The sequence below is a fragment of the Shinella sp. genome (genome assembly GCF_049651085.1).
GTDB lineage: Bacteria > Pseudomonadota > Alphaproteobacteria > Rhizobiales > Rhizobiaceae > Shinella.
In genome coordinates this window covers 218916-235117 of sequence record NZ_JBASBL010000027.1, presented here as the reverse complement: position 1 = coordinate 235117, position 16202 = coordinate 218916, and the positions used below count along the sequence as shown (strand labels likewise).

Genomic DNA, 16202 nt, shown 5'->3' with positions numbered 1-16202 from the left:
CGCTCGCTCAACTCGCCAGACTGGCGCAGGCGATGAATTGTCGAAGCCGGTCCGTTTGCGGCGCACCGAATATCTGCGCAGGCGGCCCGGCTTCCTCGACCCGCCCCTGATGCAGGAACATCACCCGCGTCGAAACATCCCGTGCGAAAGCCATTTCATGCGTCACCAGCAGCATGGTGCGCCCCTCCCTTGCCAGGTCGCGGATCACCGCCAACACCTCAACCACCAGCTCGGGGTCGAGTGCGCTGGTCGGCTCGTCGAACAACAGCACATCCGGCTCCATCGCCAGCGCTCGGGCAATGGCAACCCGCTGTTGCTGCCCACCCGACAGGTGGGCGGGATAGGAGCTATGCTTGCCCTTCAGCCCCACGCGCTCCAGCAGGCGAAGCGCCAGCGGGACGATTTTTTCGCGAGACAGCTTGCGAACGAGGATCGGGCCTTCGATGACGTTCTGGAGCACCGTCATATGCGGCCAGAGATTGAACCCCTGGGACACGAAGCCGAGCCTGGCACGAATCCTTCGCAGTTGCTCGGGATCGCGCGCCACCCGGCACCCTTTGCGCATCACCAGCTCCAACTGCTCCCCGCCAACAAAAATGTCACCCGAATCGCTTGCCTCGAGTTGGTTTATGCAGCGCAGGAAGGTCGACTTGCCCGAGCCGGAAGCACCGATCAGCGAGATCACATCCCCCTTGCCTGCCTCCAGTGAAACGCCGCGCAGCACTTCGGTAGCTCCGTAGCGCTTGTGCAAGTCACGCACAGAAAGGCGCGGTTCAGACGGTGCGATCCGGGTCGCCATGCATGTTCCCCCCACCAGCCGGCTCATCGCCAGCAATCGGGGCAAGCCTAGCATCGGGCATGGATTTGCGGGCATGAGAAATGCCGGCAAACTATGAGTACGAATCATGTGTTTTTTCACGCGCCATCCGGCGCAGCCATGTGACAAGCTGGAGAATGTCGGGTTCCCGCCGGCGCTCGTATTTCACATGGACATCGTAGTGAAGGCCCGTCGGCATGGGTTCCCCGGCAAGTCGGCATAGCTCGCCCCGCGCCAGAGAGGGCGCTGCCAGGAAATCGGGAACCAGTGCCACACCCATCCCCGCCCGCGCCATTTCCAGGGCGAGCAGATAGTGCGAACAGCATTGCCACGGCCCGCGGCGAATGCCGGGCAGGGACATGCCGTTCAGCGCAGCGAAGCTCTCCCAGTCGATGCCGGTGGCCACAGGGTCGGTTTCCGACGTAATCAGTGGAAGGCCGTCGCCATAGCCCGCCGCGAATGCCGGGTTGGCCACCGGCAGCAGCAGCTCCGCGAAGAGCCGCACCGACCAGTAGCCACGCCGGGGCGTTTCGGAGGTAATGAAGACATCTGCGAGACGATCACTAATTTCCGGCGGATCCGACATCATGACAAGGCGCAGATCGATATCGGGATTGGCCGCCGTGAAGGCAGGCAAGGCGGCAATCAGCCACCCCGCCGAGAAGGATGGATACATTGCCAGCCGCACCATGCGCCGGTTCAGCCCGATGGTGGTTGCCGCCGAACGCTCGATCAGGTCGAGCGCATCGTCCAGCGCCTCGGCGAGCCGTGCGCCGGCCTCTGTCAGGCTGATCCGGCGCCCCTGACGCTCGATCAGTTCCTCACCGAGATATTCCACGAGATGCCGCAGCTGATGGCTGACGGCGCTTTGGGTGATGCCGAGCTCCGCCGCAGCCTGCGTCGCCGACAGATGGCGGGCAACGGCCTCGAAGACTTGAAAGCCACGCAGGTTCAATATCAGGCGACGCTTGACCATGCATGATCCCCACTCATCTGAAACGAGAGAAACTCATTTTCTCGACGCACGTCAAGCGACTAGCGTGAAGGCTCGCACAGGAGCAGCCGATGAACGTCGAAACCATTTCCCTCACACCCGGCCCGATGGGCGGCACCCGTGACCTCACGGTCTACCGCTTCGGCCAGCCAGGCGCACGGCCGCGGGTCTATATTCAAGGAGGGCTGCATGCCGACGAGGCGCCGGGAATGCTCGTCGGCTTCGCGCTGCGCGACCATCTGGCCCGGCTGGAAGCCGAAGGCGCGATCCATGGCGAGATCCTCCTTGTGCCGGTCGCCAATCCGATCGGACTGGACCAGGGCGTGGCCGGTGGCAGCGCAGGCCGTTTCGAGGCGACGACCGGCCAGAACTTCAATCGCGACTTTCCCGATGCCGCGCAGCTTGCCCTTTTGCAGGACGACAGTCCGCCACAGGGTGACTGTGTTTCCACCCTGCGCAAACGCATGCTCGCAGGGTTGGACGCGCTTGCGCCGATGACCCAGCTAGCCGCGCTACAGCGTGCTTTGCTCCGGTTGGCGATCTCTGCCGATATCGTCATCGACATGCATTGCGATTCCGAGGCGACGACACATCTCTACTGCCACAGCGAGCAGGTCGATCGCGCTGCAGGGTTCGGCCATGCGGTGAATGCCGGGGTTGTGTTGCATGCGCGCCTACAGGGCGGCGCCTCCTTTGACGAGGCGTGCGCCCTGCCATGGTCGGCCTTTCGGGATCGCTGGCCCGGCACGGCAATTCCCCTCGCCTGCTTTGCCGTCACGCTGGAGTGGCGCGGAATGCTGGATACCGATCCCGCAACGGCCGAGAACGATGCCGAGGCGGTTGTCGCCTGGCTTGCCGCGCAGGACGTGCTGTCTGCCAAGGCAGCAACGGCCTGCGAACGGTCCGTGGCTGTTGCCCCGCTGGCCGGCGTCGAGGTCGTGACCGCGCCAAGGTCAGGCCTGTTCCTTGCCACGGCCCTGCCGGGCACACAGGTCATAGCTGGCACGGTTCTTGGTCAACTACGATGCCTGCCGGACGGAGAACTGCATGTCCTGCGCGCCAGCACGGACGGATTGCTCTATGCCCGCGAACAGACCCGCATCGTCCGGTCAGGGGCCGAACTGTTCTTTATCGCCGGCCAGACACCCATCCGGCATGGCATGCTTTTATCGACTTAGTGAACGAGTTTCTATGGAACGAGCCGTAGTCATCAGCAAAGCGGACCCCCTGTCCAACTCAATGTCTACCGTCACGCACCCAACGCACGTTCGGCAATCTTCTGATCCGGTTCCCGCGCCACATCGGCCTCACGCCGCATGATCACGGCTTGGGTCGTTGTCCTGCTGCGGCCGCGTTGAACGCCCTGTTCCGGCCGAGCGCCTTCGCTTCATAGAGTGCAGCGTCAGCACGCATCAGCAGCTCGCGAAAATCCTTTGCATCCGCCGGATAGGTGGCAATACCGATGCTGATGGTGACGCGCCGGTCGAGGCCTGGATGCGAAACGGCCGCCACTGCCGCACGGATGCGCTCGGCCAGCGCCATCGCTCCCGGCTGCGCTTCCGGGCAAAGCAGCGCGAACTCCTCGCCGCCATAGCGAAACAACTTGTCCGTCTCGCGCTTGGTGCGCATGATCGTGTCGGCCACTTCCCGGATGACATCGTCTCCCTGGGGATGCCCATGCTGATCGTTGATCGCCTTGAAGTGGTCGATGTCGATCATCATCAGACTGACCGACAGCTCCGATTGCAGGGCTGTCTGCAACATGGCCGGCCCTCTCGTATCGAACCATCCCCGGTCTTGCAGGCCAGTCAGTGCGTCCCTTCCGATCCGTTCGACCAGCTTTTCGTAGCGGTGACGATAGGTCAGGCGATCGAACACATCGACGGCTCCGTGCGGGCGAGCACGAATGGCGCTTGTCTCGACGAAGCGCAAATAGAGCGCCAGCATGAGGCCGAAGAAGCTGGCAGCCACGATCTTGGCGATCCAGCCACCGTAGAAAGCCGTGAGCGGGACGCCTGACAGGAGATATAGCCCCGCATAGAAGAAGACCTGATCGAAACTCAGCACGATTGCCAGGCTCATGAATATTCGGCCCGGAATCGTGTTGCTTATCAGCGTACCAAGCCGCTCGTAGACGACGACCAAGGCTATCAGGTCGACGAAGAGCAGGACCGTGCCCCAGACCATGAGGAAGCCGATCTGGTCGAGGAAGCGAAGGTCTGGATTGTAGCCCGGCAGACTTGCGGGATCACTGTAGACGCGCAGGATCATCGCCAGCACCACCATAAGAATGTTGCCGACCAGCAGCCCGTAAACGGGCTGACGCATGCTCTCGGCATCTTCCTTGATGTAGAGCAGCAGAAAGAAGGCCAGCTTGCCCGCAAACATCACCGTCGAGCCAGGCGAGATCAGCCCGAAAGGCAACTGGATGAAAAAGACCGCTGCGAGATAGGTCTCAAGGAAATGCATCGCGCCGAGAACGCAGTAGAAGACCCCGATCCCGATCACCGTTCTGAAATGGAAAATGACTGCCATCGCGGCAAAATAAATGACCGCCTGCGCCAGCAGGACCAGAAAACCCGTCATGTCGTCAATCAATCCCCAATCCTAATCCGTGTGCGGCTTCCTCTCGCTGTTGTCCCGGTCCGGTCGTTCCGCCTACCAAGCCGCTATCCACGAAATCCCCCATCGCGTAGAAACGCGGCTTCCTCGCGCGTCGTCTCGCGCCCCAGCATCGGGTTGCGGTGCGGGAAGCGACCGAAGCGGCGGATGATGTCGCGATGTCCCTCGGCATGGGAGAGCCACCGTTCGCCAAGCTTCCCATTCAGCATTACCGATATGTCCTGATCGGCAATCTCTTCCGAATGGGCGTAGGGCAGGCAGAAGAACAGCCGAAGGTCGTGTTCGACGCGCTCCATATGTCCGGCCGCCTGCGCCAGCCTGGCATAGTGCCGGGCAAGCGGATCCGTCGCGTACATGTGGCCAGTGCCGCGAAAGGCGTTGCGCGGGAACTGGTCCGTCAGGATCAGGAGCGCCAGTGCACCATCCGGCGTTTCAGTCCAGCCGTCATGCAGTCGCGCCGCGACCTCCAGATGCAGATCGAGAAACCGGTTGCGAAAGCGCCTGTCGAAATCCTTGTCCTTGGCGAACCATCGACCTTTCCTCCCCGCGTCCTTCCAGAAGCCGATGACGGCATCGATCCGCTCCGTACCGGCAGCCACGGCATCCATCCCGAGCAGAGGCTGCATCATGGCGACGGCTCCGGACGAGGCGCTTTGACGAACAGCATGGGCATGAAGCACCTTTCCAATCTCGCTCGCATTCCATTGGGCCCGCCGCCGGGTGTCGACGGCGGGCCGGGAGCACAATCCAGCGTGCCGCAACTACTTGGTTGTGTACCCGCCATTTACGAGGATCGTCTGGCCCGTCATCCACCAGCCGTCCGTGACGAGGAAGCGGATATAGGGAACGATGTCTTCGATATCGGTTAGGCCGGTCTTGGAGAACTTCGACAGCGCGGCAGCCGTCTTGTGATAGGCAACCGCGTCCTCGCCTTCCGCCGGATAGAAGAAGGAGGTATCCATCGGCCCGGGACCGATGGCCGTCACCGAGATGCCACGCTGCCCGAACTCTTTCGAGGCCGCCCGCGTGAAATGCTCCACCGGTGCCTTGGTGCCGGCATAGGCCGCATAGAAGGGCGTGTAGGCACCGAGCAGCGAGGTGACAAGCGTGCAGATCTTGCCGTTGTCGTTGAGATGCTTGCCGGCTTCCTTGAGGAAGAAGAAGGCGGACTTCGCGTTCACATCCGTCATCTCGTCGTATTCAGCTTCGCTGATCTCGGCGATCGGCTTCTTCAGCACCTTGCCAACGGTGTTGATGGCGATATCAGGCCTGCCGACCGCCGCCACCGCGTCCGCGAAAAGTTTCTCCATCGCGCCAGCCGTGGTGAGGTCGGCCTGGAAGACGGCTGCTTCCGCCCCGCTAGCCCTGACGGCAGCGGCAGTCGCGTCCGCATCCGCCTTCGTGGAGGCGCTGTTGTAGTGGATTGCGATCGCCTTGGCGCCGTGCTCGGCGAGATCGCGTGCGATCAATCCGCCGAGGTTCTTCGCACCGCCGGCGATGATGACGGTTTTTCCCTTGATGCTGTGAGCGGTCATGGCGTCAGCCTCCTTGTTCTTCCACGGCCACGCTATGCAACCGCTTTCGAGAATGGAGGATATCGTCTATGATTAACCTATAAAGGCGATCATTCTGACATCACCTGTCGCAAATTCTGGACAATGAAGGCATCCACCCGCTTGGACCGTATTGATCTCTTCCGCATCTTTGTCCGCGTCGTCGAATGCGCGAGTTTCACCCGCGCGGCGGATACGCTCGGCATGCCGCGCTCGTCGGTATCCGCGGCAGTGCAGGAACTGGAGGGCCGTGTCAGAGCAAGGCTCCTGCACCGGACCACGAGGGTGGTATCGCCGACACACGACGGCACGGCTTTCTATGAGCGCTGCCTGCGGCTGATCGCGGATGTCGAGGAAGCCGAGAACATCTTCCACCAATCCGCGATGCCCTCGGGCAGGCTGCGGATGGATGTTCCGGGCCGCATCGGGCGCCTGATTGTCGCACCGGCTTTGCCGGCCTTTCTCGACGCCTACCCAGAGATCGACATCGATCTCGGCGTCACCGACCGCGCCGTGAACCTCGTCGAGGAAAGCGTGGACTGCGTCCTGCGGGTCGGGCCACTGGCCGATTCCGGCATGATCGCGCGTTCAATCGGTGAGCTTCGGCTGATCAATGTCGCAAGCCCTGCCTATCTGGAGCGCCATGGCCTGCCCCAGTCGCCTGACGATCTGCAAAACCACCTGGCGGTCAACTACGCCTCACCGTCGAGCGGGCGCGTTGAGGCCTGGGAATGGGTCGAGAACGGGGTGTTGCGATCGATGCCGATGCGCGGCCGCGTCGCGGTCAACAGCGCTGAAGCCTATATTGCCTGCTGTCTGGCTGGCATCGGCCTGATCCAGATTCCAGCCTATGACGTCAGACGCCATCTCAAAGCCGGCGAACTCGTCGAGGTGATGCCGTCATACCGCGCGGAGCCGATGCCGATGACGCTGCTCTACCCGCATCGCCACCATCTTTCTCGCCGGGTTCATGTCCTCGCCGACTGGCTGGAGAGTCTTCTGAAGCGCGAGGCTCAATGACCCCTGTATCGGCGGCGAACGCCTTCAGGCAAGGGCTGCAATGTAGCCAGCCGATTGGAAAGCTGCCTGACGCCACTCCTGCCACGGCTATGCCGTACGGGATCGGGAAGGATGGCTCTCTTCGGCCGAGCACGCCTCGAAATCCACGCATTCACTGCTAGATTGCCCCTATGGACAAGTCGGGCCTCATCTTTGTAGCTCTGCTCGGCGCGCTGATTGCCCTCGTGCTCAGCGTGGCTCTGTTCGAGGTCGAGCAACCGAGTACACCGTCCGACGACGGATCGTTGATCCCTCCAGCCATCGGTGAGCCAACTCCCTAGCCCATCAAACCACTGCGCGCTTCCCCGGCTAGTGTTGCCGACCGACACTTAAAGTCCGGCAGGGAACAAACACGGCGCGACCAGGTTGAAGCAGCACCGGCGGGCCTGCACTGAACGGGGGGCCCAGCCGGGCGGCATTCATTCCCAGATCGCATCATCGGAGGATGAAATCGGGAGGTCGTCATGTTCGACTACGACTATGCTCGATACGAGATGATCGAGCTCCACCTTGCACGCCGTGGCATCAAGGACACGCGGGTGCTGAAGGCGATGTGGCTGGTGCCGCGGGAAGCCTTCGTCGAGCACGGCTTCGAGGCGTTTGCCTACGAGGACTCGGCCCTGCCCATCGCCGAAGGGCAAACCATCTCCCAGCCCTATATCGTCGCCCGGATGGCGGAAGCCGTCGAGATCGAAGGGACGGACAGCGTCCTGGAAGTGGGCGCCGGTTCGGGTTATGCCTGCGCGGTGCTGAGCCATCTCGCAGGGCAGGTCTCTGGCATCGAGCGTCATGCCGCGCTTGCCGCCAGAGCCACGGAGCGGCTCTCCGCGCTCGGCCGGCGCAATGTCGAAATCCTCACGGGTGATGGCACAAAGGGATGGCCGGAAAAGGCTCCGTTCGACGCCATCATCGTTTCCGCCGGGGTGCCGGCGGTCCCGACGTCACTGAAAGACCAGCTGAAAGTTGGCGGGCGCCTCGTCATTCCGGTCGAGCATGAAGAGCGATCACAACGGCTGATCCGCGTTACGCGGGTCGCCGCGAACCGCTATGAAGAAGAGGATCTCGGCGGCGTCCTGTTCGTGCCGCTGATCGGCGAAGAGGGGTGGAGCGAGGACCCTGGCCATACCAACCTCTACATCCGCAAAGCCTTCCCGAGCTGATCTGCCCATGGTGCCCTTGCTTCGCCGAGTGGCTCATCATCAGGAATGGCGGGGTGGAGACGCGCCGGCCGACGAGGACCGAAATCAATCGACATCCGCCGAGAAGGCTACGTCTCGCTGGGCCTCGAGCGCCTGGAGCCGCCCGGTGAGCGCAACGCGTATGGACGCATAGGCCGTGCTGCCGAGGGTCAGGCGGAACGGCGGAGTATCGGCAATTGCTGCGGCAATCACCGCCTCGACCGTCCTGCCGGCGTCGCCCTTTACCGCGAACGTGCCTTCGCGGAACGCCCGGCGCACCGCGCCGGCGGGCGTATCGGCATAGGCCTGCATCTCTTCGCCTTGCACAAGCCCTGCGGCAAAGCCTGTCGCTGTCGGGCCGGGTTCGGCAAGGATGAAGTCGATGCCGAAGGGGGCTACTTCCTGTGCGACGCTCTCGATAAAGCCTTCGATCCCCCATTTGGTGGCGTGATAGAGCGAAAAGCCCGGATAGGCGATTTGCCCACCTTCCGAAGAGACCTGGAGGATACGCCCGCCACCCTGACGGCGCAGATGTGGCAACACTGCGCGGATGACCTGGATGGAGCCGGTGAGATTGGTCGCGATCTGATGGTCGATCTGCGCATCGCTGACCTCTTCGGCTGCGCCGAACAGCCCATACCCCGCATTGGACACAACAATGTCGATCCGGCCCGCGCCGGAGAACGCGTCGTCCACAGCCCTGCGGATCGCCGGAATATCCGTCAAATCCAGCTTCAGCACTGTTAGGCGCTCAGCGTGCGTTTTCTGCAGGTCCTGGAGGGCGCCATCGCGTCGCAGCGTTGCGATGACGCGGTCGCCGCATTCCAGCAGTCGTTCCGTCAACAGCCGCCCGAGGCCCGACGATGCGCCGGTGATGAACCATGTCTTGCTCATGAGGGTTCTCCTTTCCTGAGACCCCGGTATCGAGGGTTTCTATTGGAAAGAGAAGTGCGCCATTGTAGTATGACTTGGTGAGAAAGATTCACCAGTCATGAAACCGACCCTTGCCGACCTCGAAGCTTTCACCGTGGTTTCCGCCGAGCGCAGTTTCCGGCGCGCCGCCGATCTTCTCGGCGTGTCCCGCTCCGCGCTCAGCCATCGCATGCGAAAGCTTGAGGAGCAGCTGGGCCTGCGGCTGCTCCATCGCACGACGCGTAGCGTTTCACCCACGGAGGCCGGCAGCAGGTTGCTTGCGAGGATTACACCGACCTTGCGGGACCTCGACATCGCGCTTGATGCTCTGGCGGACGATCGGGGCGTCCCGAACGGTTCGTTGCGGATCACCGCCAGCAAGGGGGCTGCCCGGCTTCTGCTTCGCCACGTCGTGCCCGCCTACACGCAAAAATATCCCGAGGTGGAACTCGATCTCGTCAGCGACGGGCGGTTTGTCGATATCGTGGAGAGCGGCTTTGACGCGGGCGTTCGGCTCGGCGAGGCTGTGCCACAGGATATGATTGCGGCGCGGATTGGCAACGATCACCGCTTCCTCGCCGTCGCCGCACCGGGCTATCTGGACCGTTTCGGTAGACCTGCCGTTCCCGATGACCTGCACCGTCATCGCTGTATTCGCCAGCGCCTGCCGAGCGGCACACGCTATCGCTGGGAGTTCCAGAAACACGGGCAGGAAATCGCCGTAGATGTGCCGGGCGCACTGACCCTCGATGACAACGACCTGATGGTGGAAGCGGCGGTCGATGGTCTCGGCATCGCCTATGTGTCGGAAAATGCGGCAAGCGACCTGCTCGTCTCCGGCCGCCTGGTCACGGTGCTTGAGGATTGGTGCCCGTCCTATCCGGGCCTGATGCTGTACTATCCCGGCCACCGCCATGTGCCATCGCCGCTGCGCGCCTTCATCGACCTGTTGAAGGAACCGCACGTTAGGGATGCTCTTGGGGGTGGATATGGCAGATGAGAAGTGGCTGCAGGCCGCATAAGCAGTGCCCCGCACAAGCCTGGAGAAACGCGATAGCCTCTTGCAACGATAGTTCCGTGTGCAACGACACTTCGCCCTTGACCACGCCTCTCAACCCTCGATAAGCTTTGTTCACGTAACAGGTTCCGTCAGTACGACGGATGAAAAGGGAACGCGGTGAGGATTACCCATCAGGGGCCGAGACCGCGACTGCCCCCGCAACTGTAACCGCCGAGCTTGCCTCATATGCCACTGCGCGAAAGCGTGGGAAGGCGGGGAGAGCGATGACGCGGAAGTCAGGAGACCTGCCTGTTTCGGTCACCCATGCCAGGATACGGGGAGTGTCCGGGCGCGGCCGTCCGTAGCGGTGACATTGTCGAAGATGTCGCCGCGTCGCTGGACGGTTGATGGAAACCTGCGTTCCCGGAAAACCTTGCAAGCCCGCGGTGGAAAACCGTGCAGGCGCGTCCTGCCGTGGGGGAAACATGAAAAACCAACTGGCAGGGGCTTCCCTGCTTGCCATCGTGTTGTGCCAACCTGCTTTCGCACAGGACCCAGCGCCAACCGACCTCGACGAGATCGTCATCACCGACGGCCTGACCGCGGTGGAATTGAAAAAATCCGGCCGCGCCGTCACCGTCATCACGGGCGAAGACATCGAGAAGAACCAGGTCCGGTATGTAGCGGACGCATTGCGGCTCGTGCCAGGCTTTGCCGTTTCCCGAACGGGGTCGGCAGGCGGCTTGACGCAGGTGCGTGTGCGCGGCGCGGAAGGCAACCATGTGCTTGTGGTCATCGACGGCATCGAGGTCAACGACAACGGCCAGGGCGAGTTCGATTTCGGCAGCCTGATCGCGGACGATATCGAGCGCATCGAAATCCTGCGCGGTCCGCAGAGCACTTTCTGGGGATCGAACGCCATGTCCGGCGTCATCAATATCGTCACCAGGAAAGGTGAGCGGAATTCGTCCAGCTCGACGGCCCGCACCGAGTTTGGGACGGACGGCACGGTGATGGGCGCGCTTTCCACCCGCGGCGGCGGCGAGAATTTCGATTATTCGCTGAACGGCACGCTCCGCCGTTCGGAAGGGTACAACATTTCCAGTATCGGCAAGGAGGATGACGGCGACCGCAACGGCACGCTGAACGGCAGGTTCACGGTGGACTTGTCGCCTGAGACGGTCATCGACGGCACGCTGCGATACGTCAATCGCCGCAGCGACCTCGACCCGCAGGACTACAACACCGCGATGACCTATGACGCGGACGACTACACGAAGAGCCGCGAGTTCTTCGGCTCGATCGGTCTCACCAATACCGCACTCGATGGCGCACTGACCCAGAAGGCCCGCATTTCCGGCAACGACATCTACCGCTTCAATCATTCCGGCGCCTTCGGCGACAGCTGGAGTGACGGCAACCGCTACAACGCCACCTACCAGGCCTCCTACCGCTACGATGATCTGGACAACCAGGTTCATCAGTTCACCGCCGGCTACGAATGGCAGCGTGAGGCCTTTTCGCCATCCCACCTCACGGAGACTTTCAGCCGGAGCACCCATTCGCTGATCGGTGAATATCGCGGCGAATTCTTCGACCAGTTGTACCTGACCGGCGGCGTGCGGCAGGATTGGAACGATGCCTTCGCCGATGCCGGGACCTGGACGCTGAGCGCCGCCTGGCAAATCCCGGATGCGGAAACGCGGCTGCACGCCTCCATCGGCACCGCCGTGACCAATCCGACATTCTACGAGCAGTTCGGCTATATTCCCGGCACGTTCAGGGGCAGCCCGAACCTGAAGCCGGAGGAAAGCATCGGCTGGGATATCGGCGTGGAGAAGAGCTTCTTCGACGGCAGCCTCGTTGTCGACGTTACCTATTTCAACCAGAACCTCGAGAACGAGATCGCCACCGTCTACAATGCGGATTTCACCTCGTCGCCGATCAATCGCAGCGGCGAAAGCCGCAGGCACGGCGTCGAGGTTTCCGCGACCGTCGATTTCTTCAACGGCCTAACCATGACCGGCACCTACACATACACCAATGCAAGCGAGCAGATGGTGGCTGGCGGACCGCGCCTTGCGGAAGTGCGCCGGCCGCGCCACACCGGCTCGCTGAACACCGCCTATGTGTTTCACGACGACCGGGCGCGAATCTTCGCCGAGGCGGTGTTCAACGGCAGCATGGTGGACAACGTATTCGCCACACTCGTTCCCCCGCGGGTGACGCTCGGCGGTTACACGGTGGTCAATGTCGGCGGCAGCTACAAGATGAACGAGACAGTCGAGATCTTCGGCCGCATCGACAACCTGTTCGACCGCGATTACCAGGAAGTCTACGGCTTCAACACGCCGGGCCTGACGGCCTTTGCCGGCATGAAGGCGACCTTCTGATGCGCGGCAGGTATTGGCGCGCGATGATCCTCACCGGCCTGCTCTGGCCGGCAGCGGCTGCGGGCGCCGATACCTTTCCACAACGGGTCGTCTCCATGAATGTTTGCACGGACCAGCTGGCCATGCTCGTCGCACGGCCTGGCCAACTGCATTCGGTTTCCTATCTGGCCCGTGACGCCGGCACGTCGGCGATGGCGCGGGAGGCGCGCGCCTTTGTCGTCAATCACGGGCTGGCGGAAGAAATCTTCCTCATGCAGCCGGACCTCGTTCTCGCCGGAACCTATACGACGCGCACCACCGTCTCGCTGCTGCGCCGGCTCGGTTTCCGCGTCGAAGAATTCCATTCCGAGGCTTCCTTCAACGAAGTGCGCTCGAACCTTCGGCGCATGGGCGACCTGCTCGGCAATCCGGAACGGGCAAGAGAGCTGATAGCCGGCATGGACGCGGAAATCGCCATGCTCGAAAGCGCAAGGACGCCGCGGCTGCGCACCGCGCTCTATTTCGCAAACAGCTATACGTCCGGTTCCGGAACGCTTGTCGCTGAAGTGGTGAAACGCGCCGGGCTCGAAAATATCGCCGAAACGCTTGGTATGGCGGGAATTGTCCGCCTGCCGCTTGAACTGCTCGTCCTTTCCAATCCCGATCTGCTGGTGGGCGGCCGTTCGCAGGTCGAAGGACCGGCCCTCGCCGAGCAAAATTTCGCTCATCCCGCCTATCGCGCCCTTGCAGCTGCCTCCGCCGAAGTGTCGCTCGAAAACCGGCTGACCGTCTGCGGCGGTCCATTCACGCTGGAAGGAGCCCGCGTCCTGCAGGACGCAGCGCGCCGGAAAGACGGGGCTGCACCATGACGATCCGCGACCACTATCACGCCACCCTCACCGTCCTTGCGGCGGTGACGCTCGTGCTCTTTCTCCTCTCGCTCACCATCGGCCCGGCCGATGTCGGCTTTTTCGACACCCTTCAGGCATTGTTTGGCGGCGGCGAGGATCTGCTGGTCCTGGTGATGCAGGAAATCCGCCTGCCCCGCGCCCTGCTCGGTCTTCTGGTCGGCGCGACGCTCGGCCTTTCGGGGGCGGCGCTGCAGGGATATCTGCGCAATCCGCTGGCCGAGCCGGGGCTGATTGGCGTCAGCGCCTCGGCCTCGCTCGGCGCGGTCATCGCCATCTATACCGGCCTTTCGGCACTCTTCATGCTCGCCCTGCCGCTCATGGCGCTGGCTGGCGCCATGCTGGCCGTGCTTATCCTCAAAGCGATGGCAAGCGTGGACGGACGACCGCTTACCGTCATTCTCGCCGGCGTTGCAATTTCCAGCCTCGCCGGCGCGATGACCTCGCTGGTTCTGAATCTGTCGCCCAACCCCTTTGCGGCGATGGAAATCATGTTCTGGATGCTCGGCTCGCTCACCGACCGCTCCATGCCGCATGTCTGGCTGATCCTGCCGTTCACGGTGGCCGGCTGGTTCCTGCTGCTACGGCTCGGAAGGGCGCTGGATGCATTGAGCCTCGGCCCCGATGCGGCCGCCAGTATGGGCATCGACCTCAGGCGGGTGCAGTGGCTTGCGGTGCTCGGCACGGCGCTCTCGGTCGGTGCGGCCACCGCCGTCACCGGTGCCATCGGCTTTGTCGGCCTCGTCGTGCCGCATGTGCTGCGCCCCTTCGTCGGCGCGCAGCCCTCGCGGCTGCTTCCGGCCAGCGCCCTCGGCGGCTCGGCGCTGCTGCTTGGCGCGGATATTCTCGTGCGCGTCATCGCCCCGGATCGCGACATCAAGCTCGGCGTCCTGACGGCGATCGTCGGCGCCCCCTTCTTCTTCTGGCTCGTCTGGTCGCACAGGAGGACAGGGCTATGAGTGTGCTCGCCATCGAAAATCTGTCGGCCTCGCTTTCCGGCAGGAGGGTCGTGGACGGTGTATCGCTAACCGTCGGCAAGGGCAGTTTCACCGGCCTCATCGGCCCGAATGGCGCTGGCAAGTCGACTTTCCTGCGTGCCTGCCTCGGCCTGGTTCCTGCAAGCGGCAGGATTCACCTCGACGGCGTTGATCTTGCCGGGCTGCGCGCCGCCGATCGCGCCCGCCACATCGCCTACCTGCCGCAGGAGCGCGAGACTGCCTGGGCGATGAGCGTGGAGGCCGTGGTGGCACTCGGCCGGTTGCCGCATCATGCGCGCTTCGCCGCCCCATCGGACCGCGACCGGGCCGCGGTCGAAGCGGCGCTCGCACGCATGGATCTTTCAGCTTTCCGCAAGCGTGCCGTTACCAGCCTTTCCGGCGGTGAACGGGCACGCGTCCTCATCGCCCGGGCGCTTGCGCAGGAAACGCCGGTGCTGCTTGCAGACGAGCCGCTGGCAGGCCTCGACCCGCAACACCAGATCGCACTCATGCGCCTGTTCAGGGAGTTGGCGGAGGAAGGCAGGATCGTTGTCGCTTCGATGCATGACCTGACACTGGCCGCTCGCTGGTGTGACCGCCTGCTGCTGCTGAATGGCGGCCGCCCGCATGCCGAGGGCCGGCCGGAGGCCGTGCTGACAGCCCAAACCATTGAAGACGTCTACAAGGTCGAAGCGTTCATCGGCACCGCCACCGGCGGCCTCGTCGTTCAGCCGGTCGACCTGTCGCAGAAGAGGAAGGAAGAAGACCATGGCTGATCTGCGGGATATTCTGCAAAGCCACCTCACCGACGAGAAAGCCAGCTGGAGCATGGGCTCCTTCGGCGCCGTCGTGGAATTTCATCAGGACCGGGGCGAATATCTCGAGGCCGACGCGCCGGCCCTCTACGTGCGGGCGACCCGCCGCGGCGCGATCAGGCTCAATGCCGCGACGGTGGACAGCATCGAGCCCGTCGCCTACGAGACGCTAAGCCCCAGGCCGCACCGCTGGAGCCATGCCGTGGCGCTCTGCCTGCCGGTCCAGGATGCCGCCGGAAACAGGCGCGACGCCCTCACCGAACTCGGCCCGGACGAAGAAGCCGTTCGTCCTGCCGACCGCGGTTCGATCCTCTTCGACATGGGCCTTACCCTTGCCCAATGCGATTTTTGCATCCGCACACAGGATGCCGACCTTATCGCGCTCCTGCGTGAAAATGTCGGGCGCAGCCTGTTCGATCCCGCCAATCCGGCTGGCGGCGCTATCCTCAAGGCCCATCCGCACCGCATCGCACTGACGCGCATCGGCCGCGTTGAAGTCTTCCAGAAGATCGGTGGGCCTGATACCGGCGGCGTCTCCCCGCCCGGCCCGCACTCCCACCTCCTGCCGCAGCTCCTGAAGTCGGGCCGCACCCATTCGGCCAATACGCCGATCCCCGACCATCTGGTGCCGCTCGGCTATCTCCACCCGGCCAATCCGGTCACCGACGGCATGGGCGCGGATACGGAGTTCGACCTCGACGATCATGCCCGTTTCCAGGGGCTCTACGAGCAATTTGCTCGCCCAGACCTGCTTCTTCTGCGCAGGGCTGTGCTGGAGGCACTGGGCAGGAAGATCGAGCCGGGCGGGTTCTGCGCGCCGACGGATCGATTCGGCCGTGCGGCGCTGCGTCTCACCCTCCGCCAGCAACATCGTCTCGCCGAGAAATTCCCCAGCGGCACCTATGGCGATCTGGTAGCGCGCTGGCGCGAAGCATTCGACAAGGCTTCCGACACTGCGGCGACCGATGACGACGCACCCGGCCATTGAGCAATCC

The 16202-nt window shown here is 63.2% G+C and carries 15 protein-coding genes and 1 riboswitch; of the genes, 9 read left to right on the top strand and 6 right to left on the bottom strand.

Annotation, left to right across the window (positions count from 1 at the left end):
- Positions 1-7: 7 nt before the first annotated feature.
- Together WA950_RS18440 and WA950_RS18435 are read right to left on the bottom strand one after the other, a co-directional pair.
- A complete protein-coding gene (locus WA950_RS18440; protein WP_424553178.1) occupies positions 8-799 on the bottom strand; it encodes an ABC transporter ATP-binding protein in 792 nt (263 codons plus the stop codon).
- 91 nt (positions 800-890) lie between these two features.
- A complete protein-coding gene (locus WA950_RS18435) occupies positions 891-1793 on the bottom strand; it encodes a LysR family transcriptional regulator (RefSeq protein WP_424553177.1) in 903 nt (300 codons plus the stop codon).
- An 89-nt stretch (positions 1794-1882) separates the two neighbouring features.
- On the opposite strand from WA950_RS18435, the gene WA950_RS18430 reads away from it, so the two are divergent.
- Complete coding sequence (locus tag WA950_RS18430; protein ID WP_424553176.1) at positions 1883-2989, top strand: succinylglutamate desuccinylase/aspartoacylase family protein; 1107 nt, start codon at positions 1883-1885, stop codon at positions 2987-2989.
- Between the two features lie 142 nt (positions 2990-3131).
- Here WA950_RS18430 and WA950_RS18425 read toward each other — a convergent pair whose 3' ends face one another.
- From WA950_RS18425 to WA950_RS18415, 3 genes are all read right to left on the bottom strand, one after another.
- Positions 3132-4409, bottom strand: a complete 1278-nt coding sequence (locus WA950_RS18425) for a diguanylate cyclase domain-containing protein (RefSeq protein ID WP_424553175.1) — start codon at positions 4407-4409, stop codon at positions 3132-3134.
- 71 nt (positions 4410-4480) lie between these two features.
- Positions 4481-5062 carry a DUF924 family protein gene (locus WA950_RS18420; RefSeq protein WP_424553174.1) on the bottom strand — a complete coding sequence of 194 codons (582 nt, stop codon included), beginning with the start codon at positions 5060-5062 and terminating at the stop codon, positions 4481-4483.
- Positions 5063-5194: 132 nt separating this feature from the next.
- The gene (locus tag WA950_RS18415; RefSeq protein WP_424553173.1) at positions 5195-5968 is read right to left on the bottom strand and encodes an SDR family oxidoreductase; all 774 of its coding nucleotides are present in this window, start codon (positions 5966-5968) and stop codon (positions 5195-5197) included.
- 141 nt (positions 5969-6109) lie between these two features.
- On the opposite strand from WA950_RS18415, the gene WA950_RS18410 reads away from it, so the two are divergent.
- Positions 6110-7006: a LysR family transcriptional regulator gene (locus tag WA950_RS18410; protein WP_424553594.1), complete on the top strand. Its 897-nt coding sequence runs from the start codon at positions 6110-6112 to the stop codon at positions 7004-7006.
- A 503-nt stretch (positions 7007-7509) separates the two neighbouring features.
- Positions 7510-8205, top strand: a complete 696-nt coding sequence (locus WA950_RS18405) for a protein-L-isoaspartate(D-aspartate) O-methyltransferase (protein WP_424553172.1) — start codon at positions 7510-7512, stop codon at positions 8203-8205.
- Positions 8206-8289: 84 nt separating this feature from the next.
- Here the strand turns inward: WA950_RS18405 and WA950_RS18400 are convergent, their stop codons facing one another.
- Positions 8290-9117 (bottom strand): SDR family oxidoreductase, encoded by an 828-nt coding sequence (locus tag WA950_RS18400; protein WP_424553171.1) that lies wholly within the window; start codon positions 9115-9117, stop codon positions 8290-8292.
- A 97-nt stretch (positions 9118-9214) separates the two neighbouring features.
- Between WA950_RS18400 and WA950_RS18395 the strand changes: the two genes are divergently transcribed.
- From WA950_RS18395 to WA950_RS18370, 6 genes are all read left to right on the top strand, one after another.
- Positions 9215-10135, top strand: a complete 921-nt coding sequence (locus WA950_RS18395) for a LysR family transcriptional regulator (RefSeq protein WP_424553170.1) — start codon at positions 9215-9217, stop codon at positions 10133-10135.
- 124 nt (positions 10136-10259) lie between these two features.
- Positions 10260-10462, top strand: a riboswitch (cobalamin riboswitch).
- 158 nt (positions 10463-10620) lie between these two features.
- Positions 10621-12528, top strand: a complete 1908-nt coding sequence (locus WA950_RS18390; protein WP_424553169.1) for a TonB-dependent receptor plug domain-containing protein — start codon at positions 10621-10623, stop codon at positions 12526-12528.
- Entirely contained in the window at positions 12528-13376 is an 849-nt protein-coding gene (locus WA950_RS18385; RefSeq protein ID WP_424553168.1) for an ABC transporter substrate-binding protein, read from the top strand. The genes WA950_RS18390 and WA950_RS18385 overlap by 1 nt, the downstream gene beginning before the upstream one ends.
- Entirely contained in the window at positions 13373-14374 is a 1002-nt protein-coding gene (locus WA950_RS18380) for a FecCD family ABC transporter permease (protein WP_424553167.1), read from the top strand. Before WA950_RS18385 ends, WA950_RS18380 begins: the two co-directional genes overlap by 4 nt.
- A complete protein-coding gene (locus WA950_RS18375) occupies positions 14371-15168 on the top strand; it encodes an ABC transporter ATP-binding protein (protein WP_424553166.1) in 798 nt (265 codons plus the stop codon). The genes WA950_RS18380 and WA950_RS18375 overlap by 4 nt, the downstream gene beginning before the upstream one ends.
- Positions 15161-16195: a DUF6925 family protein gene (locus WA950_RS18370; protein WP_424553165.1), complete on the top strand. Its 1035-nt coding sequence runs from the start codon at positions 15161-15163 to the stop codon at positions 16193-16195. The genes WA950_RS18375 and WA950_RS18370 overlap by 8 nt, the downstream gene beginning before the upstream one ends.
- The last annotated feature ends 7 nt before the right edge of the window (positions 16196-16202 follow it).

Coding starts and splice junctions, on each gene's coding strand:
- WA950_RS18375 (WP_424553166.1), top strand. CDS start 14,371: ATGAGTGTGCTCGCCATCGAAAATCTGTCGGCCTCGCTTTCCGGCAGG.
- WA950_RS18380 (WP_424553167.1), top strand. CDS start 13,373: ATGACGATCCGCGACCACTATCACGCCACCCTCACCGTCCTTGCGGCG.
- WA950_RS18440 (WP_424553178.1), bottom strand. CDS start 799: ATGGCGACCCGGATCGCACCGTCTGAACCGCGCCTTTCTGTGCGTGAC.
- WA950_RS18370 (WP_424553165.1), top strand. CDS start 15,161: ATGGCTGATCTGCGGGATATTCTGCAAAGCCACCTCACCGACGAGAAA.
- WA950_RS18405 (WP_424553172.1), top strand. CDS start 7,510: ATGTTCGACTACGACTATGCTCGATACGAGATGATCGAGCTCCACCTT.
- WA950_RS18385 (WP_424553168.1), top strand. CDS start 12,528: ATGCGCGGCAGGTATTGGCGCGCGATGATCCTCACCGGCCTGCTCTGG.
- WA950_RS18415 (WP_424553173.1), bottom strand. CDS start 5,968: ATGACCGCTCACAGCATCAAGGGAAAAACCGTCATCATCGCCGGCGGT.
- WA950_RS18395 (WP_424553170.1), top strand. CDS start 9,215: ATGAAACCGACCCTTGCCGACCTCGAAGCTTTCACCGTGGTTTCCGCC.
- WA950_RS18430 (WP_424553176.1), top strand. CDS start 1,883: ATGAACGTCGAAACCATTTCCCTCACACCCGGCCCGATGGGCGGCACC.
- WA950_RS18400 (WP_424553171.1), bottom strand. CDS start 9,117: ATGAGCAAGACATGGTTCATCACCGGCGCATCGTCGGGCCTCGGGCGG.
- WA950_RS18420 (WP_424553174.1), bottom strand. CDS start 5,062: ATGATGCAGCCTCTGCTCGGGATGGATGCCGTGGCTGCCGGTACGGAG.
- WA950_RS18390 (WP_424553169.1), top strand. CDS start 10,621: ATGAAAAACCAACTGGCAGGGGCTTCCCTGCTTGCCATCGTGTTGTGC.
- WA950_RS18435 (WP_424553177.1), bottom strand. CDS start 1,793: ATGGTCAAGCGTCGCCTGATATTGAACCTGCGTGGCTTTCAAGTCTTC.